Raw genomic sequence first — 24,368 nt, forward strand, 5'->3', positions numbered from 1 at the left:
AGTGGAATTCCTACCGTGGAGGCATGGAATCCTTACGGCGCGGATCGCGCGGAATCAGAATCGGTATCGGAATCGGTGTGCGGTACAAGCGGATTGCCCGGGGTGCGGGCGCCGTGTGTGTCGGTGTCCTCCTGGCGTGTTCGGGAGCGGTTCCCGCGGCGTCGGCGGCCGGTGGCAACGGGACCGGGGGCGACGGGACCGGCCGCGGGACCCTCCTGTCCCACCACGTCGAGCGGTTGACGCGCGCGGAGGTGCGGGACGTGCTCAAGGCCGAGCAATTGCCCGAAACCGACGCCCGCCACCCGATCGACGTCCACCGGGTCCGCTATCGCACCATCGATCCCCAGGGACGGCCGACCGTGGCGAGCGGCGTCGTTGCGATCCCCAGGGGCGCCCCCCGCGCGCAGCGGGTGGTCGTGTACGAGCACGGCACCACCGTCGAGCGTGCGGGCGCGCCGAGCGGGTCGAACGCGCACGACAACCTGACCTATCCGCTGTACTTCGCGAGCGCGGGCCACTTCACCGTCGCACCCGACTATCTCGGCCTGGGCAGCGGCCCCGGCTTCCATCCCTACGAGCACGCCGCCTCGGAGGCGACGGCCTCCCTGGACCTGATCCGCGCCGCCCGCCGGTTGGCGGATCGGGCCCACCTCCGGCTCGACGAACGGGTGCTGGTCACCGGGTTCTCCCAGGGCGGCCACGCGGCGATGGCACTGGCGCGGTCGTTGGACGGCGGCGCGGATCCGCATCTGCGCCTCGGCGCGCTTGCCCCGGTGGCCGGCCCCTACGACTTCGATGGGGTCATGCGGCCCGCCGCGCTCGCGTACCAGGGCAAGGAAACCAACCTCTCGCTGGCCTACCTCATGCTCGCCTGGGGCCCCATCTACGGTCTGTACCGGAACCCGGCGGAGGTCTTCCGCGCGGATCAGGTCGAGAACGTGACGAACCTGTTCGCCGGCAAACTGCCCGACAAGGACGTGCTCGACCGGCTCCCCGACACCCTGGAAGGGCTGTTCCGGGCCGAGTTCGTGGCCCGGCTGCGGCAGCCCGACGACGCGCTCGCAGCCGCGCTGCGGGCCAACGACGCGACCTGCTCGTGGACGCCTTCGGTACCCGTCGTGCTGTTCGGTGGCGCCGCCGACCATACGGTCCCGTTCGCGAACACCGAGAACTGCGCCCGCCGCCTGACCGAACGCGCCGCGTCCGTACGGGTCGTGAACGTCGGCCCGGTGGACCACTTCGCATCGCGGCGGCTTGCCATCCCGCAGGTACTCGCCGGGTTCGCCCGACAGGCCTGAACCGGTCCGGCGGACATGGGAGCCCGATGGCCGCCGCAGACGAGGAGTCGGCCCCCATCCCGGTGCCGCGCGCCGCCGTCGAGGAGTGCTCCGCGTCGTCTACCGGGCTCGGCAGTTGGACGACCGTCGGCCAGTCGTGGTCGGCGGCGTCCAACCGCAACCGCTCCCGAGCCGCGCGTTCCTTGGGAGTCGACCCGCCACCCAACCTCAGTAGCGCGCGCATCAGGGCGCGTCGCGCCGTCACCGAGGCGTCGCTGTACGTCGAGCGCGGATTTCGCCGCGCCGACCGGCCGGATAGCGCGGGAGCGTCGTGCCGGGCCGCTCCGTGCGGATAGGTTCCTGCGGAGTCCACGGAGGGAATTGCATGTCGGTCGCAGGTTCTTCCGAGAGTCCGCTGATAGAGGCACTGCGGCAAGCGGTTGCGGCGGCGCCCGATCGGCCCGAATACCGCCTGCATCTCGCGGAAGCCCTGATCGCCGGGGGTGCTGCGGTGGACGCCGTCATGGAGATCGCCGAGGCGCTGAAGCTGGATCCCGGTTCGGTCGCGGCGCGTGATCTGATGGCCGTGGCCGTAGGTCGGGCCGCGGGATCCGCGCCGGCCGAGACCGCACGGCCCGCCGCCCCCGAGCCGTCCCCGCCCCCGGCCGACGCGCGGACGGCTTCCTTCGACTGGTCGGCGGCCGAGAACGATCTGGGCGACACCCGGCAGCCCGAGCGCTTTCGGGTCGCCAACCACGACGAGCACGGCCCCGCCGACACGTTCGAGACCGAGCGCCCCACCGTCACACTCGCCGACGTGGGCGGCCTCCAACACGTCAAGGACCGCCTCGACAGCGCGTTCCTCGCCCCCATGCGCAACCCCGAACTACGCCGCATGTACGGCAAGTCGCTGCGCGGCGGCCTCCTGCTGTACGGCCCGCCGGGTTGCGGCAAGACGTTCATCGCGCGGGCGGTGGCCGGCGAACTCGGCGCGTCGTTCGTCTCGGTCGGCATCTCGGACGTGCTGGAAATGTGGATCGGCAACTCCGAGCGGAACATGCACGAGATCTTCGTGACCGCGCGCCGCCACGCCCCCTGCGTGCTGTTCTTCGACGAGATCGACGCCCTGGGCAGGCGCCGGAGCCAACTGCACAGCAGCGCCATGCGAACCACCGTCAACCAATTCCTCCAGGAGTTGGATTCCGTCGACGCCGGAAACGAGGGCGTGTTCGTACTCGGCGCCACCAACAGCCCGTGGGATGTCGATCCCGCGCTGCGCCGCCCCGGCCGCTTCGACCGCACCCTGCTGGTCCTGCCCCCGGACTCGCCCGCCCGTGAGGAGATCCTGCGCTTCCACCTCCAAGACCGTCCGATCTGCGAGATCGATGTGCCGTCGCTCGCCGGGCGCACCGAGGGCTATTCCGGAGCGGACCTGGCGCACCTGTGCGAGTCGGCCGCCGAGAAGGCGCTCGTCGACTCGATCCGCACCGGCGAGGTACGGCTCATCGGCATGCCCGATTTCGACGCCGCTCTGGGCGAGTTGAAATCCTCGGTCACCGCCTGGTTCGAGGCGGCCAAGTCCGTCGCGCTGTTCGCGAACGAAGGGGGCGCGTACGACGATTTGGCCGCCTATCTCCGCGAGAAAAGGCTGCTCTGATGCCGGTCGGCGAGGCCGGCGACGTACTGGGCAAGGACGTCAAGCGGGCGCGAAATCTGATCGACATCCACAGGTACGGTGACGCGGAGACCGTACTGCGCCGCGTTCTCGCGGCCGATCCCGACCACTTCGGCGGCCTGTCATACCTTGCGTGGTTGTTGGATCTCGACAACCGTCCGAACGAGGCCGCCGAGGTTGCCGCCCTGCTCGTCGCCCGCTACCCCAACGACCGGGAGGGCCATCGGCGCTTCGGGTGGATTCGCTTCCATCAGCGACGCCGGGTCGAAGCCGAGTCGCACGCCCGCCGCGCCGTCGAACTCGCCCCCGATGACGCCAACACGTGGACGCTGCTGGGCAGGATTCTGGCCCTGCTTCCGGGCCGCACGGACGAAGCGCTCACGGCCGCCGACGAGGCCATTCGACTGGATCCGCACAGCGGCACGGGGTACCAGGTCCGCGCTCGCGCATACAGCGCGAGCAAGCGCTGGTCGGAGGCGGAGGCCGCGCTGGCCGAGGCCCTTGCCTGCGCCCCGCACAGTATCGACAACCTGGCGGACATGGCACTGGTCAAACTGCGGCTCGGGAAGGTCGAGGAGGCGCGTGGCCTGCTGACGAGCTGCCTGCGTCTGGATCCGTCACCGAGGGCCGTCCGCGGGGTGATTCGAGACATCGAGACCAACGGCTTCTGCGAGCAGTTGGCCGATGTCTACGCACTGGCCTGCCTCGCCGTCGGGCGCCCCCGCCTCAGCGTGCCGGGAGCTGCCGGGGACGACGGCGAACTCCTCACCGAGCAGGCGCGATTGGCCCAGACCCTGTGGCGGGAGGCGAAGAAGGCGGGACACACGTGGCCCAGGGCGGCGGGCGAGCAGGCCCGCGCACTGGTCACCGCGATCCTGGCGGCCGACCCGACGCACCGCGTGGGCCGCGAAGCGGCAATGACCATCGCCGACGAGGACGGGGACCACGTCGGTGCGGACGCCCTGGCCACCGGCCTGCTTGCCGACGGGTACGACGACATACCGCACACGTACCTCGTCGCCATCCACGCCGCCGTGAAGCTTGCCCGGGCCGCCGATGCCCTGGATCTCGCGCAGGCCGCCGCGGCCCGGCATCCGGACCACCTCGACCTCTCGTGTTGGCATTGGCGCACGCTGCTCACCGCGGGGCGCCGCACGGAGGCGGTGGCCGCGGCCGTACACGCGACACGGCTCGCGGCCGTGAGCCCCTGCCGTCCGCTCATCGAACTCGCGCGCGCGGCAACCGAGTCCGGCTCGAGTCATGACGCGGTGCAGCTCCTGGACACGGTCCTGACACCGACCACGGGCGCCCACCTCGGCCGGTTGCACCGCGCCGCACTGCTCGTACGGGCCCACAACTTCGTCGATGCCGAAACGTTGTTGGCCTCGGGCCCGCCGTCGGCGGACGGGCTGACACACGCGATGCTCGCCTCGGCCCGTCTGATGCAGGGCAAGTGGACGCGGGCACTCGCCGACTTCGAGAGGGCGATCGCCGCGCCTGTGCGGGGGTTGACGGTGCCTCGGCTGATTCGGGACCAGGTACGGGGTTGGGGGGTGCCGTACGCGCTTCGCGAGGTCTACCTCGAAGCGCTGACTCTGTTGGGCGAGGCGGACTCGTCGAACGCCATGACCCCGTCGGACAGGGCGAACCTCTGGTACGGACTCGTGGGTCTGTTGATGATCGCGGCGACAGAGGACAACCCGGAGGCGCTGCGGTGGGCACGAGCCGTCGCGGCGGATGCGCGCGCGCTAGACCCGAAGCACGCGTCCGGCTCCGCGATCGAGGCGATCCTCGCCGACCCGGAATCCGCCGACGCGCACACGTTCGTGGAGACGGTACGCACGCGCTTGGCCGCCGCCGTGACCTAGGTGTATTCACCCGTCAGGTTGCCGACGGCTTGTTCTCGAGCGCGGTCAGGAAGCGGGTATCCGGGCTGTCGTGGTTTGGCTGTGTGGGGTCGTCAGGAGGTCGGCGACGGCTTTCGGGGCCTCGCGCATGGCGTTGTGGGCTGTCGGGAGGTCGTGGACCTGCCAGGCCGGGTCGGCTTGTAGGCGGGTGCGGAGGTGGGTGAAGGGGGTGCCGTCTTCCCAGCCGGAGCAGTAGACGAACTCGCGGCGGGGGACCAGGTCGACGGCGCCGGTGAGGTGGATCGCCTGGGTGAACGAGGCGAGGGGGTGGGGCCGGCGGCGGGGGTCGCCGCCGGTGGGTGGGAGTACGGCGTAGCCGTTGGTCGCGGCGCCGGCCAGGAACTTTTGTCGGTAGCCGTCGCTCGTCGACGACCAGCACGATTCGCCGTCGCGCGGGACGTAGGCGTCGAGGTGTACGAGGCGTGCGACCCGGCCGCCGGCGCGGTCGGCGGCGGCCGAGATCACCATGCCGCCGTAGCTGTGGCCGACCAGTGTCGCGTCGGTGAGGTGGGCACGATCGAGGAGGCGCAATACGTCGTCGGCGTGCGTGTCGAGGTTGGCGGTCGCCACCGTCGCGGCGTCGTCGTCGGGCCGCAGGCCGGTCAGGGTGAGGGCGTGGACGGTGTGCCCGGCACGCTCCAGGAGCGGTGTCACCGGGTCGTACGACCACGCGCCGTGCCAACCGCCGGGTACGAGGACGAATGTCGCCATGAGCTTGCCTTTCTTCGACCGCGGCGGCATCGCCGGGTGGGCCGTCTGCGGCTCGGGACCACTCCAGATCACCACGTCGGGCCCTGGCCGACCACCGATAAACTGCCGCATCATGCCCGATCGCCGCCAACCGCGTGGAAGCGCCGAAGTGACGTCGGAGGTGTGGCCGTCCGGTGGGCGCCACCTCTGGCCGTCCGGCGGAGCGAGCGCGCCGCAGTCGCATTCGCGCGGGCACCTGGTGTACGCGGCCACCGGCGTCCTGACGGTGCACACCGACCGGGGCACCTCGATCGTTCCGGCCGACCGGATCGCCTGGACGCCCGCCGGATACCCGCACCGGCACCGCGCGCACGGCGACACCGACATGCGCATCGTCTTCCTCGCCCCGTCCCTGGCCCGGCGCATCCCGGACCGGCCCGCCGTGTTCCTGGCCTCCGGCCTCGCGCGCGAGGTCCTGCTCGCGCTGACCGCGCCCCGCGACGACGACGGCTCCGCGGCAGAGGCGTACGGCCGCGGCGCCCGTTCCCGCCTGCTTCGTGTGCTCGTCGACGAACTCCGGGAGACGCGCGAGCAGCCACTGCACCTGCCGGAGCCCCGGGACGACCGCTTGCGATCCCTCGCGCGGATCCTGTCCGAGACCCCGGCGGACAACTCCACACTGGCCGAACTCGGACATGCGGTCGGCGCCGGCTCGCGCACGCTCAGCCGCCTGCTGCGCGACGAACTCGGCATGACCTTCCACGAGTTGCGCACCCAACTGCGCATCCATCACGCACTCGTACTCCTCGCCGCCGGCCACGACACCACCCGAACCGCCCACGCGTGCGGATGGGCCAACCCCAGCGGCTTCATCACCGCCTTCACCCACATCATCGGCACCACCCCGGGCCGCTACCGCACGGGCGGCGGGGGCCGAGGGGATCGGTGAAGGGGTGCGGTTCGATCCGGCGGGTGCCTTTCCGAGTGGGTCGGGTCGCGCGCATCGGCTTCGGTGAACCGGTGCCGGACGTGGACCGCTCACACACGCGCAAGCCCGCCACTGAGGCGGCCCCTCTGGGATGGTCGGGCCAGTGGCACCGGCCGTTCTCGTCGACGGTCACGCTTCGCCGGAGTCACTGGAGTTCGTGTCGATATGGCTCACTTCACGCCTGGTCGTCTTGGAGCGTTTGACGTCGTTCCTGTTCACGTTTGGAGTAGGCGGCGGCCCGGATCGCCTCGTCGCTCTCCAAACCCGATCCCAGCGCGCCGCCCACGGTGGCGACCGATGCGACGAACCAGGACAACGTCCAGTACTCCGCGGCGTGCAGTGGGGTTTGTGTCATGGAAGCGAATACCCGGCCGTTGAGGATGAACAGCGCCCACAGCAAGTTGATGACAAGCAGACCCACATAGCAGACCAGCACCCCGATACCCACAGTCACGACCGTGGAGGCGTTGTAGAGCCGCGCCCTCTGCTTCGCCTCCGGCGAGGCCTCTGCTGTTCGATGCCACAGTTCCCCGTCCACGATCAGCCAGCCGATCATGAGCCCGACGGACCCGACCATGGCGAACACGAGGCGTGGCGCGCTCAGGGCCGCAGCAAGGCTCCAGATGTTGGAGTCCAGGGTGGCGATGGCCCCCGTGGCGAGTGCTGCCGCCAGGGCTTTCGACAAGCCCGTCACCAACCGCCACGGCCGGTTGGCGCGAACCATGCCGAAGAGCACCCTCAGGTAACCGCGTGGGCCGCTGACGATGTACCGAAGATCGACGGTCTCCCCCTCATCGACCGGGCCCGGGTGGATGGAAGCGAAACGACGGGCAAAGGGCCCCCGCAGCGGCTCAATCCGCGGAGGTGTTTCAGCCCCGGTGGCCCGCGGACCCGCCAGGCCGAGAACCGCTGCTTCCACGGCCCGCCGCGCCATCGTCTGCAGCCGCAAGCCCCCCAGCGAAGGAAGAGACAGCAGTGCCAAGCCGTGTTCGTGACTCAGATTCACCACGAGCTTGCGCCCGTGCGAGTGCAGCGGAAGGTCGGTGAGGGCCACGACGATGTCCCAGCTCTCCGTGCTGCCGCGATCCATGATCCGGTGCATCAAGGTGGACGGGTCCTCGGTCCCCGCAGTGAAGGGTTCACTGACCACCTCGACGTCGAACCGATGTCCCGGACCAGACTCGTCGGCGAGCCGATCAGGAAGGGTCTGGGCCAAGCGCCGGGCGATCTCCGTTGGTACGTCCGGATCCGCCAACAGACCCACCACCGTTACGCCCTGAGATGACACCCGCATGACTGGACCCTCCTCGTCGGCTGCCCGGCGATCCCACCCATACGGGCAGTACGGCCGGATCTCCGCGTCTTCCCGGCACAGGGCCCGCTTCACCTCCGGGCGATCTCCGTTCATCACGATCCGCACGCCCTGCACGTCCCCCGCCGCCGTCGAGGAGGGCGTCACCGCTGGGACACGTGCCGGACCGCCGTCGGCGGATGCTCCTCGGGACCGGCGGCGCGGACCAGGTTGCCGGTCTGCTGCCGGTGCTCGTGCACGAGGTGGATCGCCATGGCGCCCTCGCCGGTCGCCGAGGCCACCCGTTTGACCGAGCCGCTCCTGACGTCGCCGGCGGCAAAGACCCCGGGAAGGGTTGTCTCGAGGGGCAATGGACCACGGCCGAGCGGGGCCCACCGGGTCGTGTCGGCTACCGCCCGGGCATCAGCGCCGGTGAGGACGAAGCCCTTCTCGTCCAGGGCCGGCACGCCATTGAGCCATTCCGTGCGTGGGCGGGCCCCGATGAAGACGAACAGCGCCGCGGCCCGCAGCTCCCGGCGTTCACTGCTCGCGTTGTTCTCCACGATCAGGGACTCCAGTTCGTCTTCCCCGGTGATGCCCCGAACTTCGGTGCGAAGCAGCACCTCGATCTTCGAGTGGCGTTCGACACGGTCCACGAGGTAGCGCGACATGGAGGCGTCGAGGTCGCCGGCCCGGACGAGGAGGTAGACCCGGGAGGCGTGGTCCGCGAGAAACAGCGCCGCCTGGCCGGCGGAGTTCCCGCCGCCGACCACGGCGACCGGATCCGCCCGGCAGAGACTCGCCTCGTGGATCGTCGCGGCGTGGTGGACGCTGACGCCCTCCAGACGGTCGATGCCGGGTACGTCCAGCCTGCGATAGGACACTCCCGAGGCGAGTACGACCGCGTCCGCCCGAACCCGGGACCCGTCCGTGAAGGTGACCGTGTACCCGTCGTCCTGCGGGATGAGCTCGCTGACCTGGGCCGGCACCGTGAGGCGGGCGCCGAACTTGTGGGCCTGGAGCACCGCGCGTTCGATGAGCTCGCCGCCGGAGATGCCTGAGGGGAAGCCGAGGTAGTTCTCGATGCGAGACGAGGTGGCGGCCTGGCCTCCGGCGGCCACGGCGTCGACGGCGACCATGGTGAGGCCGTCGGAGGCGCCGTACACGGCGGCGGCGAGTCCCGCGGGCCCGGCACCGATCACCATCACGTCGCATCGCTCGGCCTCCGGCGAGGGGGCGGGCAGTCCGATGAGCCGGGCGAGTTCGGCGTTGGTCGGATTGCGCAGCACCCGCTCGTCCTTCCAGAGGACCACCGGTGTCTCCTCGGGGCGGATGGCGAACCGGCGCAGCAGTGCCTCCGCCTCCTTGTCCTTCTCCAGGTCCACCCAGCGGTGGGGCAGCCGGTTGCGTGCGGCGAACTCGCGCAGCCGTACCGTGTCCGGCGAATAGCACGACCCCAGGATCCGGAAGCCCGCGCCCAGCCCGATGAGCAGATACCTCCGGCACAGGTAGGCGCGGAGGATCAGGTCGCCGAGGACGGGGTCGCCGCCGACCAGGGTGCGCTGCCGCTCCACCGGTACGGCCAGGATCTCGCCCGCCTCGCGCACCACGGCGGTGTCGAACGCCGCCTGGCCTTCCAGCAGCCCGAGTTCACCCAGGAATCTGCCGGGTCCGTGCACCGCCACCGTGCGCTCGTCGGGCCCGCCCAGATCGTGGAGGATCTCGACGGTCCCGTCGAGGATCGCCAGGAACTCTCGGAATGGCTCGCCCTCGCGATACAGCACCTCGCCCTCGGCCGTTTGCCGGCGTTCACCTTCCGCGGCCAAGTCCCGGAGCTGCTCCGGTGTCAGGCGCGGGAACGCCCCGTATCGGTCCGGTGTCTCGCGGACCGCGCCGGTGTCCTGCTCGTCGGTGCCCATCAGATCAGGGCCTCGTGGACATGGCACCAGCGCCAGTCCTCTCCCGGCTGGAACGACTGCACGATGGGGTGGCCGACGCCGGCCGCGTGCCGCCTGGCGTGCTTGAGGGGCGAGGAGTCACAACAGCCGACGTGCCCGCACGTGAGGCAGAGCCGTAGGTGCACCCACGGGGAGTGCTCCTTGAGGCACTCTTCACAGCCCTGCGGGGTACGCGGTGTCACCGGGCGCACCATCGCCAGGTGTGGGTCGGGGATTGTGGTCATGAGGGGCTCCTTCCGTGTTGGGCTCCGGTCGAGCAAGTTCACTCTCCTGCGGTGGTCTGCCGGCCGGCTATCGCCTGCTCGACCCACGAGCGCAGGACGTGCGCGGGTGCCGCGCCGGCCTGCCGGGCGACCGTCCCACCTTGGTCCAGGACGAGCAGGGTCGGCACCGCCTGCACCTCGAAGCGGAGGCTGACCCGTGGGTTCTTGTCGACGTCGACCTTGACGAGCTTGATCCGTCCGGCGAGGTCCCGGGCGACCTGTTCGAGGGCAGGGCTGACCATGCGGCAGGGGCCGCACCACGTGGCCCAGAGGTCGACGAGGACGGGCTGGGTGGCGTTGTCGGCGATCTCGGCGAAGTCGTCGTCGCCCGCGTCGACGATCCAGGGCAAAAACCGCTTGCAGTGGCCGCATTTGGGACGTCCCCGGGCAGCCACCGGAATTCGGTTGTCGCGCCCGCAGTTGGGGCAGGTCACCGTCGTCGTCCGGGGGGTGTTCACGTCGCTCTCTCCGCCCGGGCCTCCTCCTGTTGGTCGTAGGTCACCATCAGCTCTCCGTGCTCGGCGTCGACGCGGACCGCCGCGCCGTCCTGGACGTCTCCGCGCAGCAGGGCGCGCCCGACCAGCGTCTCGACCTCGTGGGAGATATACCGCCGCAGCGGCCGGGCCCCATACACCGGGTCGTAGCCTTGGTGGGCGATCAATTCGCGGGCGCTGTCGGTGAGCTCGATGGTGATGCGGCGTTCGGCGAGCCGCCGCCGCAGCTCGTCGAACTGCAGTTCCACGATGCGCTCGATTTGCTGCTCGCCGAGCGGCTTGAACAGCACGATGTCGTCGACGCGGTTGAGGAACTCCGGGCGGAAATGCCCGCGCAGCTCGCCCATCACCAGGGCGCGCGCGTCCGGCTTGATCTCGCCTTCGGTGGTGGCGCCGTCGAGGAGGTGCTCGGAGCCGATGTTGGACGTCATGATGATCACGGTGTTGCGAAAGTCGACGGTGCGGCCCTGGGCATCGGTGATGCGGCCGTCGTCGAGGACCTGCAACAGGGTGTTGAAGACATCGGTGTGCGCCTTCTCGATCTCGTCGAACAGCACGACCGAGTACGGCTTGCGGCGTACGGCCTCGGTGAGCTGGCCGCCCTCCTCGTAGCCGACGTATCCGGGAGGGGCCCCCATCAGCCGGCTGACGGTGTGCCGTTCCTGGTACTCGCTCATGTCGAGGCGGACCATGTTCTCCTCGGAGTCGAACAGGGCGCCGGCGAGGGTCTTGGCCAGCTCGGTCTTCCCGACGCCGGTGGGGCCGAGGAAGACGAACGACCCGATGGGCCGACGCGGATCGCGAATGCCGGAGCGGGCGCGGATGACGGCGTCGGCGACGAGCTTGACCGCCTCGTCCTGGCCGATGACGCGCTCGCGCAGGATCTCGTCCAGACGCAGCAGCTTCTCGCGTTCGCCCTCCTGGAGTCGGGTGACGGGGATGCCGGTCCAGGCGGCGACGATCTCGGCGATCTCCTCCTCGGTGACGACCTCGCGCAGCAGCCGGTTCCGGCCCTGCTTGGCAGCCAGTTGTTCCTCCTCCGCGGAGAGCCGGCGCTCCAGATCCTGGAGACGGCCGTAGCGCAGTTCGGCGGCGCGGTTGAGGTCGTAGGCGCGCTCGGCCTCCTCCGCCTCGTGGCGGACCTGCTCCAGTTCCTGGCGCAGTTCCTGCACGCGGCGGATCGCCTGCCGCTCGGCCTCCCACTGGGCGTGTTTGGCGTCGGCCTCGCCGCGCAGATCGGCAAGTTCCCTGCGCAACTCCTCCAGGCGGGCCTCGCTGGCGGGATCGGTCTCCTTGGACAGGGCCGCCTCCTCGATCTCCAGCCGGGTGACGCGGCGGGTGATCTCGTCGAGTTCGGCGGGCATCGAGTCGATCTCGGTGCGCAGCCGGGCACACGCCTCGTCGACAAGGTCGATCGCCTTGTCGGGCAGGAACCGGTCGGTGATGTAGCGCCGGCTGAGCGTGGCCGCGGAGACCAGCGCGGTGTCCTGGATCTTCACGCCGTGGAAGACCTCCAGGCGTTCGCGTAGTCCGCGCAGGATGGAGATGGTGTCCTCCACGCTCGGCTCGTCGACCAGGATCTGCTGGAACCGGCGTTCGAGGGCGGCGTCCTTCTCGATGTGCTTGCGGTACTCGTCGAGGGTGGTCGCGCCGATCATGTGCAGTTCGCCGCGCGCGAGCATCGGCTTGAGCATGTTGCCCGCGTCCATGGCCCCTTCGGCGGCGCCCGCTCCCACGACGGTGTGCAGTTCGTCGACGAAGAGCAGGATGCGTCCCTGGGCGGCCTTCACCTCGGACAGCACCGCCTTGAGGCGTTCCTCGAACTCGCCGCGGTACTTGGCGCCGGCGACCAGGGAGCCCATGTCGAGAGCGAATACGATCTTGTCGCGGAGTCCTTCGGGCACGTCGCCGCGGACGATGCGTTGGGCGAGTCCCTCGACGACGGCGGTCTTGCCGACACCGGGGTCGCCGATGAGGACGGGGTTGTTCTTGGATTTGCGGCTGAGGATCTGGGTGACACGGCGGATCTCGGCGTCCCGGCCGATGACCGGGTCGAGCCTGCCGCCCGTGGCCTCGGCGACGAGATCGCGGCCGTACTTCTCCAGTGCCTCGTAGGCCACTTCCGGGTTGGCGGAGGTGACGCGCTGGTTGCCGCGCACCTGGGTGAGCGCGCCGAGGAACGAGTCCGTGGTGATGCCGGCCTGTCCGAGCAGGCGCCCGGCGGTGGTCGAGGAGCCCTCCTGGGCCAGGGCGAGTAGGAGGTGCTCCACGGAGACGTATTCGTCCTTGAGGCGTTTGGCTTCCTGGTCGGCGGCATCGAGCAGGCGGGCGAGGCGTTGGGTGACGAAGACCTGGCCGGGCGTTGCGCCGGGGCCGGTGACCTTCGGGCGGCGGGAGAGTTCCTCGCGTACGGCCGCGCGCAGCTCTTCCGGCTCGGCGCCGGCCTGTTGCAGCAACCGCGGGATCAGACCGTCCTCTTGGTCGAGGAGTGCGAGCAGCAGGTGTTCCCCGTCGACCTCGGTCTGCCCCATGCGGACGGCCGCGGTCTGGGCTTCCTGGAGGGCTTCCTGGGACTTCTGGGTGAGGCGGTTCATGTCCATGGGGGTGGTTCACTCCTCGTGCCGTGCCCGCGCAGGGCGGCTTCGAGCAGGCTGATGCGGTCGAGCAGGTCGAGCACCAAGCCGATGGATGCGTAGTTGAGGCAGAGTCCGGAACGCAGCCGCTGGATGCGGGCGAGGACCGCCGGGGCCTCGGGGGCGAACACCAGGTGCCCTGCGGCGTCGCGTTCGGCGTCGACCAAGCCGAGGGCGACGAACCGGCGAACCAACCCGGGGTGGAGGCCCGAACGACGGGCCACGGTGTGCAGGGAGAGTCTGGGGACGGGCACGAGTGCGTACCGGACACTCATCGACGCGGTGGCATGGGAATTCGTTCGTATCGAACGGTCGCCGACGTCCGCCGGGCCGGCCCCTGCCGTTCCCGCAGGTTGGTCGTTCATGGTGTCCTCCTGGGGTCGAACGAGGAGGTGGCGGCGAGTTCCTCGAACAGTTCGCGCTCCCGGTCGCCGAGGGTGGGCGGCACCATGACACGGAGTTCGGCGTACAGATCGCCGTTCGCGCCGCGCGGGTTCGGCATGCCCTCGCCGCGCAGCCGTAGCCGCCGGCTACTGGACGAGCCCGCGGGCACCGTGACCTTGGCCGTGCCGCCACCGGGAGTGGGCACCGGCACGGTCGCGCCCAGGGCCGCTTCCCAGGGGGCGACCGGGACTTGGACGTGCACGTCGCGGCCGTCCGGCCGGAACCGGGGATGGGGCCGGATACGCACCCGCAGGTACAGGTCGCCCGCGGGGGCGTCGCCACCGCCCCGGCCGCCCTCGCCCGTCAGCCGGATGCGCTGCCCGTCGGTGACGCCCGGCGGCACGACGACCTCGTACCGCCGCGGCTGCCCGGTGGGACCGGCGAGCGTGACATTGCGCCGACCGCCCCTGTACGCCTCCTCGACGGTGAGGGGCAGTTCGGCCTCCTGATCGGCTCCCGGCACACCGGAGGGGGCGGCGCCTGCCCCGAAGATCGAACCGAGCAGATCCTCGATGTCGACACCCTCCCCGGCGAAGTCGTCACCGAAGCCGGTGGCGTACCGGACGCGGCGGCCATCGGCGCCCGCGGTCCTGCGAGCGCGGAAGCCGCCGCCCGCGCCGGCCGCGACTCGTTCGTCGAAGTCCTCGGGGATCTTGCGGAAGTCCTCGCCGAAGCGGTCGTAGCGGGCCCGGGTCTTGGGATCCGACAGGACGCTGTACGCCTCGTTGAGATCCTTGAAGCGTTCCTCCGCCCCCGGATCCTTGTTGACGTCGGGGTGGTGCTTGCGGGCGAGCTTGCGATACGCCTGCTGGATCTCGTCCTGGCTCGCCGTCCGGGACACGCCCAGCACTTCGTAGAAGTCCTGTGCCATGACCGCTCACTCCCGTTTCGCGACGATCACGGACGCGGGCCTGAGCTGCCGTTCGCCGTCCCCGTAGCCCGGGCGAAGCACTTCGACGACCGTGCCCGGCACGGCGTCGGGGGCCTGGACGACGCCGACCACTTCGTGCCGGGCCGGGTCGAAGGCGACGCCCGTCTCCGCCCGCCGCGGGTAGCCGAGCAGTTCGAGGACGTTCACCGCCTGATCGCGTACGGCGCGGACGCCCTCCACGACCGCGCCCGGTTCGGCGTCGGCGTGGGTCAGGGCGAGTTCGAGGTTGTCCAGGACGGGTAGAAAGGCGGTCGCCGTACGGGACCGCTCGGCCGCCCGTTCCCGCTCCAGTTCCCTGGCGTGGCGTTTGCGGAGGTTGGCGAGGTCGGCGAGTGCGCGACGCCGGTGGTCCTCCAGTTCCTGTATCGGGTCCTCGGGGGGCGCGGGTGCGGGGTCGGTGGCGTCGGGGCCGGGTTCGTCGTTCGCCGCTTCCGGGGAGTCGGATTGCGGCAACTCCCCGCGAGGAGAGCGCACGGCGCCGTCCGGGACCGGTTCGACCGGATCCGACGCGGCCCGGTCCGGTTCCTGGGAGTGGCTGCGCATGGCGCACCTCACTCCTTGTCGAACTCGGCGTCGACGACATCGTCGCCGCCACCGTCGCTCGTGGGACCGCTCGGGGCGGCATCCCGGTCGGACCCGCCGCCGGCCGCCCCGGCTGCCTGATGGGCCGCCAGCCCGGCGAGCGCCTGCTGGAGTTCGGAGGTCAGGGGCCGCACCCGCTCCACGCCCGCCTCTTCCTTGACCGCCGCCCGCGCGTCGGACACGAGCATCTCGGCGCGTGCCTTCTCGTGCGCGGGCGCCGCGTCGCCCAGTTCGGCGAGGCGCTTTTCGACCTGGTAAGCCACGGCGTCGAGTTCGTTGCGGGCGTCCACGGCCTCGCGGAGTGCCTGGTCCTGGCCCTGGTTGCGCTCGGCCTCCTGGACCATACGTTCGACCTCGCCGCGGTCCAGGTTGGAACTCTCGGTGATGGTGATGCCCTGTTCCTTGCCGGTGTCCCGGTCGCGGGCCGTGACGTTGAGAATGCCGTTGGCGTCGATGTCGAAGGTGACCTCGACCTGCGGTTCGCCCCGCGGCGCCGGCCGGATGTCGGTGAGCTGGAACCGGCCCAGCACCCGGTTGTCGGCGGCCCGCTCGCGCTCGCCCTGAAGGACGACCACATCGACGGCCGGTTGGTTGTCCTCGGCGGTGGAGAACGTCTCGGTACGGCGCACCGGGATCGTGGTGTTCCGCTCGACGATCTTCGTCATCACTCCGCCGCGCGTCTCCACGCCCAGCGACAACGGTGTGACGTCGAGCAGCAGGACGTCCTTGACGTCGCCCTTGAGTACCCCGGCCTGGATCGCGGCGCCCAGGGCCACGACCTCGTCGGGGTTGACGCTCATGTTGGGTTCCTTGCCCCCGGTCAGCCGACGGACCAGGGCCTGGACCGCCGGGATACGCGTGGAGCCGCCCACGAGGATGACCTCGTCGATGTCGCTGTCACCGACCTTGGCGTCGGCCATCGCCTGCTGGACCGGGCCCAGGCAGCGCTCCACCAGGTCGCCGGTGATCTGCTCGAACGTGGACCGCATGACCGAGTCGGTGAGGTGCTTGGGGCCCGAAGCGTCCGCGGTGACGAACGGCAGGCTGACCTGCGTCTGCGTCACCGAACTGAGCTCCGTCTTGGCCTTCTCCGCCGCCTCGAACAGCCGTTGCAGCGCCTGCGGATCCTTGCGCAGGTCGATGCCGTTCGCCTTCTGGAAGTCGTCCGCGAGGTAATCCACCAGACGCCGGTCGAAGTCGTCGCCGCCCAGGTGGCTGTCGCCGGCGGTGGAGCGCACCTCCACCACGCCGTCGCCGACGTCGAGGATGCTTACGTCGAAGGTGCCGCCGCCCAGGTCGAAGACGAGGACGGTCTCGTGCTGCTTCTTGTCCATGCCGTAGGCGAGGGCGGCGGCCGTCGGCTCGTTGATGATCCGCAGCACCTCCAGCCCCGCGATTCGCCCGGCGTCCTTGGTGGCGGTGCGCTGAGCGTCGTTGAAGTAGGCGGGCACCGTGATGACCGCCTCCGTGACCCGTTCCCCCAGTTGCTTGGAGGCGTCGTCGGCGAGTTTGCGCAGCACCTGAGCGCTGATCTCCTCAGGCGCGTACAACTTGTCGCGCACCTTGAAGCGCGCCGCCCCGCCGTCGCCCTCGACGACGTCGTACGCCACCGCCTTGGCCTCGTCGGAGATCTCGTCGAAGTGCCTGCCGATGAACCGCTTGGCCGAGTAGATGGTGCCCTTGGGGTTGAGGATCGCCTGCCGTCGGGCCAGTTGGCCCACCAGCCGCTCGCCGGTGTCGGTGAAGGCCACCACGGACGGCGTCGTGCGGTTGCCCTCGCTGTTGGGTACGACGGACGGCTCGCCGCCCTCCCATACGGCGATCACCGAGTTGGTGGTGCCCAGGTCGATGCCCACTGCCTTGGCCATGAGGAACTTCTCCCTTCCGGCGCGGCGATCCGCGCCGGCTCTCCGGATCGGGTTCGTCCGGGTACGGATGAAACCTCCGCCGGGCGGTCCGCATCGCGCTGCGGCGAGCCGGCGACCGCTCCGCAGGGCGTGTGCCGACACGCCCGACGTCCGGCCGTCCTGCGGGTGCGCCCGGTGGATTGCGAACGCTTCCCAGGGTCGCGAGCCGAGTGGCGCCACGCCTGCCCCTGGCGAGCCGGAAATGCACCGGCCCGGTCGTCCCACGAGGATGAGAGGGGGCATCCGAACGTCTCGGACACCCGGGTCGGGGAGCGGGTGTCCGGAACACCCCCAGCCCTCTCGAAGCTCGGGAAGAACGGAGTGATCCCATGGGTGACAGCCGAGTGCACACCCTGTATCGCCGCCACTCCGACCGAGAGGGCGGCCTTCCCCGGGGCGGCGGTGGGCCACACGCCACGGCCACCCGGCGAGGGCGCCGCCCACCTGCCCCCACCTCGACCAACCGTGCCCTCCACGAGTTGACCGCGCTCTCCCGCGCCCAGTTCGACGCCCGGGATGGAGGCGAGATCCTGCGCCTGGCCATGGACCACACGGCCGCCGCAGGGCCATACAGCGCCGAAGCCGGATACCTGAGAGTGAACGGCGATCTGGTCCCCAGTGCGAGGACCGCGCAGATCCATACCTCGGCCGTCGATCGAACAGTGCGGGAGCTGGCCGGGCGAGACGGCCCTGTGACCGTACCCGGGAGGCCCTGGAGCCGGGCCCTGGGGCTTCGCGGACCCGAGGGCCTCCACGGCTACCTCGTGGTGACGTCCCACTGCCGGCCCAGCGAGGCCGAGCGATCCCTGCTGGCCACGCTCGTCCGGCACACCGCCGCCGCTCTGTCGGTCGCCTACGCCCACCGCCGCCGACGCGAGGACGCGGTGGAACTGCACCGGCTCGAGGAGGAACGCACAGCCCTCCAGCAGAAACTGGTCTCGGTCGTCGCCGAGCTGGGGTACCAGCGGGCCATCCACGCGCTCATGACCGACGTGGCCGCCTCGGGCGGCGGCGAGGAGGCCGTCACCCGCGCACTGCACGGACTCACCGGACTCCCCGCGCTGGTCGAGGACCGCTTCGGTCGGCTGAGGGCGTGGACCGGCCCCGACCGCCCCGACCCCTATCCGGAACCGGACCGCGTACGCCGGGACGAGATGCTGCACGCCGTCGCCCGGGAGATCGGCCCCGTGCGGATAGAGGACCGGCTGATCACTCTGGTCCGCCCGCACGGCGAGATCCTGGCCGTACTGGCCCTGGTCGATACAGAGAGCGAGGCCGACGAACACACCGTGCTCGCGCTGGAAAACGCCGCCACGTCACTGGCCTGGGAGCTGGCGCACCTGCGCAACCTGGCCGAAGTGGAGCTGAGGCTGCGCCGGGAGCTGGTCGACGACCTCCTGGCAGGGACAGACGAGGAGAGCGCCTACGCCCGGTCCGAGGCCGTGGGACACGACCTACACCGCAGCCACTACGTCGTCGTGGCGCAGTGGTCGGACCAAGCTGCGGACGATTCCTTCGCGCAGACCGTGGAGCGGGCGGCCTCCGCCGTGGGCATGCGGTCGCTGCTGACCCGGCGCTCCGACCACGTGGTCCTGGTCGCCGACGACAGGCCCCACGCGCGTGCGCTGTACACGGCTCTCGCCCGGGAGACCGGGTCACTGTCCGGGGCGATCGGTGTAAGCGGCCCGTGCGACTCTCCGGACGACATCCCCCACCGCTACCAGGAGGCGCGGCGCGCCCTGGAGGTGCGCCGCGCCTCCCGCGAACGCTACGGCACGACGTTCTTCGACCAACTGGGCCTGTACCGGATCCTGGGACCCGGCAACGATCGCCGGGAGCTGGAGATGTTCGTGCGCGAGTGGCTCGGGCAGCTCATCGACTACGACTCCCGGCACCACACGGCCATGGTGGAAACCCTGTCGCGGTACTTCGACTGCGGCGGCAACTACGACGAGACCGCCGAGTCCCTCGTGATCCACCGCAGTACGCTCCGTTACCGCCTTCAGCGCATCCGTGACATCAGCGGCAACGACCTCGCGAACGTCGAGGACCGGCTCAACCTCCAGGTGGCCACCCGAGTGTGGAAGATCGTGTTGAACGGACGCAGCTGACATCCCGCCGAAACCGCGGTGGCGGCGGGGAGGAGTCCGCCCTGCACGACAGCGCCACCGCCCGCGCCCTCGCGGCGCTCCTCACCCGGGCCGACGCGCACCGCGAATACGCGGCCGGCTCCCGGCACCGATACGACAATTGCTGAGCCGCCGCCGATGCTCCGGCCCGACCACGGAGGTGATCATGGGATTTCGTGTGTGCGGACCCCCGAACTACCAGGGCACCACCTCGCCATTCAGGTCCAGGAACTGCAGCCCCGGGGCGCCCGCCTGCGCCTCCAGGACGTCGACCACCGCCGGGATGCTCTCCTCGGGGGCCAACGGTGCGTCGAAGCCGCCCAGCCTGGTGCGGTTGTGGCCCGGGTCGATGAGGAGCTTCGTGTGGTCGTCGTCGGCGTGACGGGTCGTGTAGCTGCGCATCAGCTGGTTGAGCGCGGCCTTGCTGGCCTTGTACAGCTCGTAACCGCCCTCGGTGTTGCGCGAGATGCTGCCCTGGTCGGACGACATGACCGCGACCGTCCCGCCCGGCGCGACCAGTTCGCGCAGTGCTTCGAGGGCGCGCAGCGGGCTGAACGCGTTGGTGATCATCACCTCGGTGAACATCTCCGTCGGGACCTGGTCGATCGGCAGATCGCCCCGGTCGATCGCGGCGTTGACGAAGAGCAGATCGAGTCGCGTACCCGCCAGGTGCTTGCGCAGCGACGCCAGGTCCTCGGCGCTGGTCATCTCCAACGACTCGACCGTCAGCCTGCCTCCCGATCGCCGGGCCATCGCGCGCAGTTCGTCGCCGTCCGCGCGCACGGTCGCGGTGACCTGCCAGTCGCGGCGAACCAGTTCGTCGGCGAGGACGAGGCCCAGGCCGCGGGAGGCGCCGATGACGAGAGCGTGGCGCGGGGGCGTGGTGGTGCCGGACACATTGGCTCCTTCATGGGGTCGATGGCTTCAATCTAGACGCGACGTCGTGTCTAGACAAGACGTTGCGTCAAGACTGGATCGCGGCGGCGCCGCCCGGTACGGTGTCCCCATGTCCGCCGCCAGCTCTGCGCCCCCCAGAGCGCACTCCGGGAATCGGCGCGACGAGGCCGCGCGTCTGGCCGTGCTCCACGCCGCAGACGACCTGCTCGTCGAGCACGGTTTCGGTGCGCTGACCATCGAATCCATCGCCCGCCGGGCCGGTGTCGCCAAGCAGACGATCTACCGCTGGTGGCCGTCGAAGGTCGAGATCCTGCTCGACGTACTCGTCGAGGACAGCGAAAAGCGCTTCTCGGTGCCGACGGAGGAGCAGCCGACGGCCGACGACATCCGGCGTTATCTGCGGGCCTTCGCGCGCTTCGTCACCCGCGATCCGGCGGGCCGGGTCCTGCTCGCGCTCCTGGCCGAGGCCCAGCACCACCCCGCCACGGCCGCCTCGCTGCACGAGCGTTATCTCGACCCCCGCCGCGCCGCCGAGCGCGACCTGCTCACCCGTGCCACCGCCGCCGGCGAGATCGCCCCCGCCCTGGCCCCCGACGCCACGATGGACGCCCTCGTCGGCCCGATCGTCTACCGCGCGATGACCGGCTCGACCATCCCGCGCGCCCTGGTCGACACCCTCGTCACGGACCTGCTCAAGCCCCGACGTCCCGCGGCCTGAGCAGCGGGTGCCGGCACCACCGGGGCCGGGTGCGGCCGGCCTCGAACCGATCGGTGTCGAAACGGTCGGTGGCGGCGCTGTCCATGTGCATCACCTCGGGGATCGGCTACACGACGGCCTGTTCGGTGCTCGGGTCGGGCGCGGCGGCCAGGTGGTGCCGGCGCTTGGGCAGGCCGTCCAGGCGCTCGCGTGAGCGCCACCGTCGCCCTCGCCGTCGGCCATGGTGACGACCCGGCGTTCGGGGTTCATGGCCGGCGGGTGGGAGAATGCGGGCATGGAACTGCGCGGGGATCGGGTCGTGTTGCGGGCGGTTGTCGAGGCGGATCGGCGATCCTCGATCGCATCGTCGCCGAGCCCGAGGTGGCGGCGTGGTGGTCGCCGCCGCAGGACTACGACGACATGTGGGCCGTCGTGTTCGAGGGCGAGGTCATCGGGGCCGTGCAGTTCGACGAGGAGACCGATCCCGAGTTCCGGCACGCGGGCATCGACCTGTTTCTGACGGCGCGCCGGCACGGGGAAGGGCTCGGCTCCGACACGGTCCGCACCCTCGCTCGGTGGCTGCTGGACGAACGCGGCCACCACCGGCTGACCATCGACCCGGCGGCGGCCAACGCCGCCGCGATCGGCTGCTACACCAAGGTCGGCTTCAAGCCCGTCGGGGTCATGCGGCGCTACTGGCGCGACCACCGCACGGGCGACTGGGAGGACGGCCTGCTGATGGACCTGCTCGCGGACGAACTGACCTGAGCCGCCGGCGGCCGTCCAGGCGGATGGTTGACTGCGTCCCATGGACCCCACGCGCACCTTCCGAGCCGCGCCGCCGTTCGACCCCGAACTGGGCGGCGGGGGGTCGGCGCAGCCGCTGACGCCGGAGAACCTCGCGGAGCGGCAGGCCCGGGACGCGGCCGTGCGGCCCAGACCGACGCCCGAGCGGTTGCGGGACGGCGGACGCTTCGAGGTGGACGAACTGCGCGTGCCGGGCCCGCCGGACGGGCCCGACGTCACGCTCGTGAGCGCCCGCCCCGCCGGGGTTGCCCGACCGCTGCCGCTCCTGTACTACATGCACGGCGGCGGCATGGTCTCCGGCAACGCGTGGTCCGTACTCCCGCGCCTCCTGCGCGCGTGGGCCCACCGGCTCGAACTGGCCGTCGTCTCCGTCGAATACCGCCTGGCGCCCGGAACACGTCACCCGGGACCGGTGGAGGACTGCTACGCCGGACTCGTCCACGTCGCCGAACAGGCGGCCGACCTCCGCATCGACCCGGACCGCGTCGTCGTCGGCGGCAAGAGCGCCGGCGGCGGACTCGCGGCGGCCCTCGCCCTGCTCACCCGCGACCGGGGCGGCCCCACCCCGCTCGGCCAACTCCTGCTGTCCCCGATGCTCGACCACCGCAACGACAGCGTCTCGGCCCGGCAGATGGCCGGTCTCGATCCCTGGGACCGCACCTCCAACGCAACCGCCTGGCAGGCCCTCCTCGGCGAGCGCACCCACGACCACGAGGTCTCCCCCTACGCCGCCCCCGCCCGCGCCGTCGACCTGTCCCGCCTGCCCCCGGCCTACCTCGACGTCGGCTCCGCCGAAACCCTCCGCGACGAGGCCGTCACCTACGCCGACGCCATCTGGCGAGCCGGCGGCCGAGCCGAACTCCACGTCTGGCCCGGCGCCTTCCACGGCTTCGACACCCACGCCCCCCAGGCGGCGATAAGCCGAGCCGCGCACGAGACCCGCACCCACTGGCTCCACCGCACCCTTACGCCCGCCCGAGACCACCCTCCCGCCGACTGATCGCCCCGGACCACGAGGCGCGACGCGACCCGGCACCGGGGGAAGGTCGCGTTGGCCGCGGGGATCGCCGAGCGGGCGGGCGCGTCGGGCCCGAACGCGCCGGACTCGACTGATGCCGTGGGCACTTCGCGGCGCTGCTACGTCCTTCCCGGGTGTCGGGGTGTGTCGCGGAGGATTTCGCCGAGGCGTGGGTGGGCGAGGTAGTTCTTGGCGAGGTGGAAGTCGAAGGTGTGGATGAGGGTGTGTTCGTCCGTGTCGACGCCGGTGAAGTTGCGGCCGATGCCGCCTTTGGGGATGGCGACGATGTCGCCGGGGTCGGCGAGGTTGACCCAGCGGGCGACGCCGGGGGGTCGTGCGCCGCGGTCGTGGACGGGTGCGGGTCGCAGGCGGGGCAGGACGGCGTGGGGCAGGGCCAGGGGAGAGCCGAGGGTGACCAGGAGGTCGATCGTCAGGTCGGGGCGGGCCCACAGGGCTTCGTAGGCGACGACGGAACCGAGTGAGTGGGCGATCACCACGCGGGCGCCGGTGGTTTCGACGGCGTCGGTGACGCGGGCGCGGGCGGCGGCGCGGGCGGCGCTGTGCGGGTCCTCGAGGTAGGCGGGGACCTCCCGGCACAGGAGCGCGACGAACCACCGGGTGGCCGGCGCGCCCAGGCCGCGCATACGCGCGAGGGTCTCGGCGGCCTGGCGCACCTCGATGGTGGACCGGCCCGCGGCGACTCCGGTGGGCAGGTCGAACGCGTCCATCCATCGGCGGGCGAACTCGGCCTCGGCCGGGTCCAGGTCGTCGAGGTCGTCCCCGGCGCCCTGTCGACCGGGCTTGCGGAGCAGGTCGGCGTAGTAGGCCACGGACACCTCGGGTGACGCACCGCCGGCTCCGGCGCGGCGCAGGGCGGTGGCGAGGTGGGTCTGCCAGATGCGTCCCAGGGTTCGGGCGGCTTGCTCGGGGGTCTCGCCGCGGCGGAGGTTCCCGATGCCGTGGACTCCCACGACGGCCTGTGTCACGCATCCTCCTGAGTGGTGGTGTCGGCGTGCCCGGGGGCCGGCCGTGCCGGCGATGGTGAAGGGGCGCCTGTCAGGAGCGCGACGTCCGCGCCGAATCCGACGAACAGCCGATTTCCGTCTCCGACGGCGAGCGCGTGGCAGGGAGCGGGCAGGAGGATCCGGTCGATGCATTGCCCCGAGCCCAGGCCCCACACCCGCACCGTGCGATCGTCGGAACCGGTCACCGCGACGGGGCGTCCCTCCACGACCGTGCACGCCACAGCTTTCACCGAGTGGGTGTGTCCGGTCAGGGGTTCGCCGTGCGGTTGACCGCTGGTCAGGTCCCACACTCGCACCGTGCGGTCCTCGGAGCCGGTTACCGCGATGGGGCGCCCCTCCACGACCGAACACGCCACCGCATTCACCGAGCCGGTGTGTCCGGTCAGGGGTTCGCCGCGTGGCCGGCCGCTGGTCAGGTCCCACACTCGCACCGTGCGATCGTCGGAACCGGTTACCGCGACGGGGCGCCCCTCCACGACCGTGCACGCCACAGCTTTCACCGAGTGGGTGTGTCCGGTCAGGGGTTCGCCGCGTGGTTGTTCGCTGGTCAGGTCCCAAACCCGCAGGCTGTGATCCCGGGAGCCGGTCACCGCGACGGGACGCCCGTCCACGACCGTGCACGCCACCGCATTCACCGAGTGGGTGTATTCGGTGAGGGGTTCGCCGCGTGGTTGTTCGCTGGTCAGGTCCCAAACCCGCAGGCTGTGATCCCGGGAGCCGGTCACCGCGACGGGACGCCCGTCCACGACCGTGCG

General features: G+C 71.0%; 19 protein-coding genes and 2 pseudogenes. 8 read left to right on the forward strand and 13 right to left on the reverse strand.

The window, feature by feature from the left end; genetic code table 11:
• Positions 1-113: 113 nt before the first annotated feature.
• The 3 genes from ACWGR4_RS26090 (at position 114) to ACWGR4_RS26100 (ending at position 4,820) form a co-directional block, all read left to right on the forward strand.
• On the forward strand, positions 114-1,298 hold the full coding sequence (locus ACWGR4_RS26090; RefSeq protein ID WP_452134246.1) for a lipase family protein: 1,185 nt from the start codon (positions 114-116) through the stop codon (positions 1,296-1,298).
• A gap of 364 nt (positions 1,299-1,662) precedes the next feature.
• Positions 1,663-2,934 (forward strand): AAA family ATPase, encoded by a 1,272-nt coding sequence (locus ACWGR4_RS26095; protein WP_452132071.1) that lies wholly within the window; start codon positions 1,663-1,665, stop codon positions 2,932-2,934.
• Positions 2,934-4,820, forward strand: a complete 1,887-nt coding sequence (locus ACWGR4_RS26100) for a tetratricopeptide repeat protein (RefSeq protein WP_452132072.1) — start codon at positions 2,934-2,936, stop codon at positions 4,818-4,820. The genes ACWGR4_RS26095 and ACWGR4_RS26100 overlap by 1 nt, the downstream gene beginning before the upstream one ends.
• A gap of 45 nt (positions 4,821-4,865) precedes the next feature.
• On the opposite strand, the gene ACWGR4_RS26105 is transcribed toward ACWGR4_RS26100, so the two are convergent.
• Positions 4,866-5,570: an alpha/beta fold hydrolase gene (locus ACWGR4_RS26105; RefSeq protein WP_452134247.1), complete on the reverse strand. Its 705-nt coding sequence runs from the start codon at positions 5,568-5,570 to the stop codon at positions 4,866-4,868.
• 112 nt (positions 5,571-5,682) lie between these two features.
• On the opposite strand from ACWGR4_RS26105, the gene ACWGR4_RS26110 reads away from it, so the two are divergent.
• A complete protein-coding gene (locus ACWGR4_RS26110; RefSeq protein ID WP_452132074.1) occupies positions 5,683-6,498 on the forward strand; it encodes an AraC family transcriptional regulator in 816 nt (271 codons plus the stop codon).
• A gap of 214 nt (positions 6,499-6,712) precedes the next feature.
• Here the strand turns inward: ACWGR4_RS26110 and ACWGR4_RS26115 are convergent, their stop codons facing one another.
• The 9 genes from ACWGR4_RS26115 to dnaK all read right to left on the reverse strand — a co-directional run bounded on the left by ACWGR4_RS26115 (position 6,713) and on the right by dnaK (position 17,001).
• Entirely contained in the window at positions 6,713-7,831 is a 1,119-nt protein-coding gene (locus tag ACWGR4_RS26115; RefSeq protein WP_452132082.1) for a hypothetical protein, read from the reverse strand.
• 161 nt (positions 7,832-7,992) lie between these two features.
• The gene (locus ACWGR4_RS26120) at positions 7,993-9,747 is read right to left on the reverse strand and encodes an FAD-dependent oxidoreductase (RefSeq protein WP_452132075.1); all 1,755 of its coding nucleotides are present in this window, start codon (positions 9,745-9,747) and stop codon (positions 7,993-7,995) included.
• A complete protein-coding gene (locus ACWGR4_RS26125; protein WP_452132076.1) occupies positions 9,747-10,010 on the reverse strand; it encodes a UBP-type zinc finger domain-containing protein in 264 nt (87 codons plus the stop codon). Before ACWGR4_RS26125 ends, ACWGR4_RS26120 begins: the two co-directional genes overlap by 1 nt.
• Before the next feature lie 38 nt (positions 10,011-10,048).
• Complete coding sequence (trxA, locus tag ACWGR4_RS26130; protein ID WP_452132077.1) at positions 10,049-10,507, reverse strand: thioredoxin; 459 nt, start codon at positions 10,505-10,507, stop codon at positions 10,049-10,051.
• Positions 10,504-13,143, reverse strand: coding sequence for an ATP-dependent chaperone ClpB (gene clpB / locus ACWGR4_RS26135; protein ID WP_452132078.1), 2,640 nt, complete (start codon positions 13,141-13,143; stop codon positions 10,504-10,506). The genes trxA and clpB overlap by 4 nt, the downstream gene beginning before the upstream one ends.
• Complete coding sequence (locus ACWGR4_RS26140; RefSeq protein ID WP_380003835.1) at positions 13,134-13,541, reverse strand: chaperone modulator CbpM; 408 nt, start codon at positions 13,539-13,541, stop codon at positions 13,134-13,136. The genes clpB and ACWGR4_RS26140 overlap by 10 nt, the downstream gene beginning before the upstream one ends.
• Positions 13,538-14,491 (reverse strand): DnaJ C-terminal domain-containing protein, encoded by a 954-nt coding sequence (locus ACWGR4_RS26145; RefSeq protein ID WP_452132079.1) that lies wholly within the window; start codon positions 14,489-14,491, stop codon positions 13,538-13,540. The genes ACWGR4_RS26140 and ACWGR4_RS26145 overlap by 4 nt, the downstream gene beginning before the upstream one ends.
• A gap of 6 nt (positions 14,492-14,497) precedes the next feature.
• Positions 14,498-15,094 carry a nucleotide exchange factor GrpE gene (locus tag ACWGR4_RS26150; RefSeq protein WP_380003837.1) on the reverse strand — a complete coding sequence of 199 codons (597 nt, stop codon included), beginning with the start codon at positions 15,092-15,094 and terminating at the stop codon, positions 14,498-14,500.
• Between the two features lie 8 nt (positions 15,095-15,102).
• On the reverse strand, positions 15,103-17,001 hold the full coding sequence (gene dnaK / locus ACWGR4_RS26155) for a molecular chaperone DnaK (RefSeq protein WP_452132080.1): 1,899 nt from the start codon (positions 16,999-17,001) through the stop codon (positions 15,103-15,105).
• Between the two features lie 368 nt (positions 17,002-17,369).
• Between dnaK and ACWGR4_RS26160 the strand changes: the two genes are divergently transcribed.
• A complete protein-coding gene (locus tag ACWGR4_RS26160; RefSeq protein ID WP_452134248.1) occupies positions 17,370-19,151 on the forward strand; it encodes a PucR family transcriptional regulator in 1,782 nt (593 codons plus the stop codon).
• Between the two features lie 213 nt (positions 19,152-19,364).
• Here ACWGR4_RS26160 and ACWGR4_RS26165 read toward each other — a convergent pair whose 3' ends face one another.
• Positions 19,365-20,066 (reverse strand): SDR family NAD(P)-dependent oxidoreductase, encoded by a 702-nt coding sequence (locus ACWGR4_RS26165; protein ID WP_452128708.1) that lies wholly within the window; start codon positions 20,064-20,066, stop codon positions 19,365-19,367.
• 109 nt (positions 20,067-20,175) lie between these two features.
• On the opposite strand from ACWGR4_RS26165, the gene ACWGR4_RS26170 reads away from it, so the two are divergent.
• The 3 genes and pseudogenes from ACWGR4_RS26170 (at position 20,176) to ACWGR4_RS26180 (ending at position 22,570) form a co-directional block, all read left to right on the forward strand.
• Positions 20,176-20,784 (forward strand): TetR/AcrR family transcriptional regulator, encoded by a 609-nt coding sequence (locus ACWGR4_RS26170; RefSeq protein WP_452128709.1) that lies wholly within the window; start codon positions 20,176-20,178, stop codon positions 20,782-20,784.
• A 274-nt stretch (positions 20,785-21,058) separates the two neighbouring features.
• Positions 21,059-21,531 (forward strand): annotated as a pseudogene (gene aac(6') / locus ACWGR4_RS26175) (aminoglycoside 6'-N-acetyltransferase).
• A 40-nt stretch (positions 21,532-21,571) separates the two neighbouring features.
• Positions 21,572-22,570 (forward strand): alpha/beta hydrolase, encoded by a 999-nt coding sequence (locus ACWGR4_RS26180; RefSeq protein ID WP_452128710.1) that lies wholly within the window; start codon positions 21,572-21,574, stop codon positions 22,568-22,570.
• A gap of 137 nt (positions 22,571-22,707) precedes the next feature.
• Here the strand turns inward: ACWGR4_RS26180 and ACWGR4_RS26185 are convergent, their stop codons facing one another.
• Both ACWGR4_RS26185 and ACWGR4_RS26190 read right to left on the reverse strand, forming a co-directional pair.
• Positions 22,708-23,574, reverse strand: a complete 867-nt coding sequence (locus ACWGR4_RS26185; protein WP_452128711.1) for a hypothetical protein — start codon at positions 23,572-23,574, stop codon at positions 22,708-22,710.
• Positions 23,571-24,368: pseudogene (locus tag ACWGR4_RS26190) on the reverse strand (hypothetical protein); the annotation flags it as partial. The pseudogene ACWGR4_RS26190 and the gene ACWGR4_RS26185, both read right to left, overlap by 4 nt.

Source organism: Embleya sp. NPDC055664, from assembly GCF_053618075.1.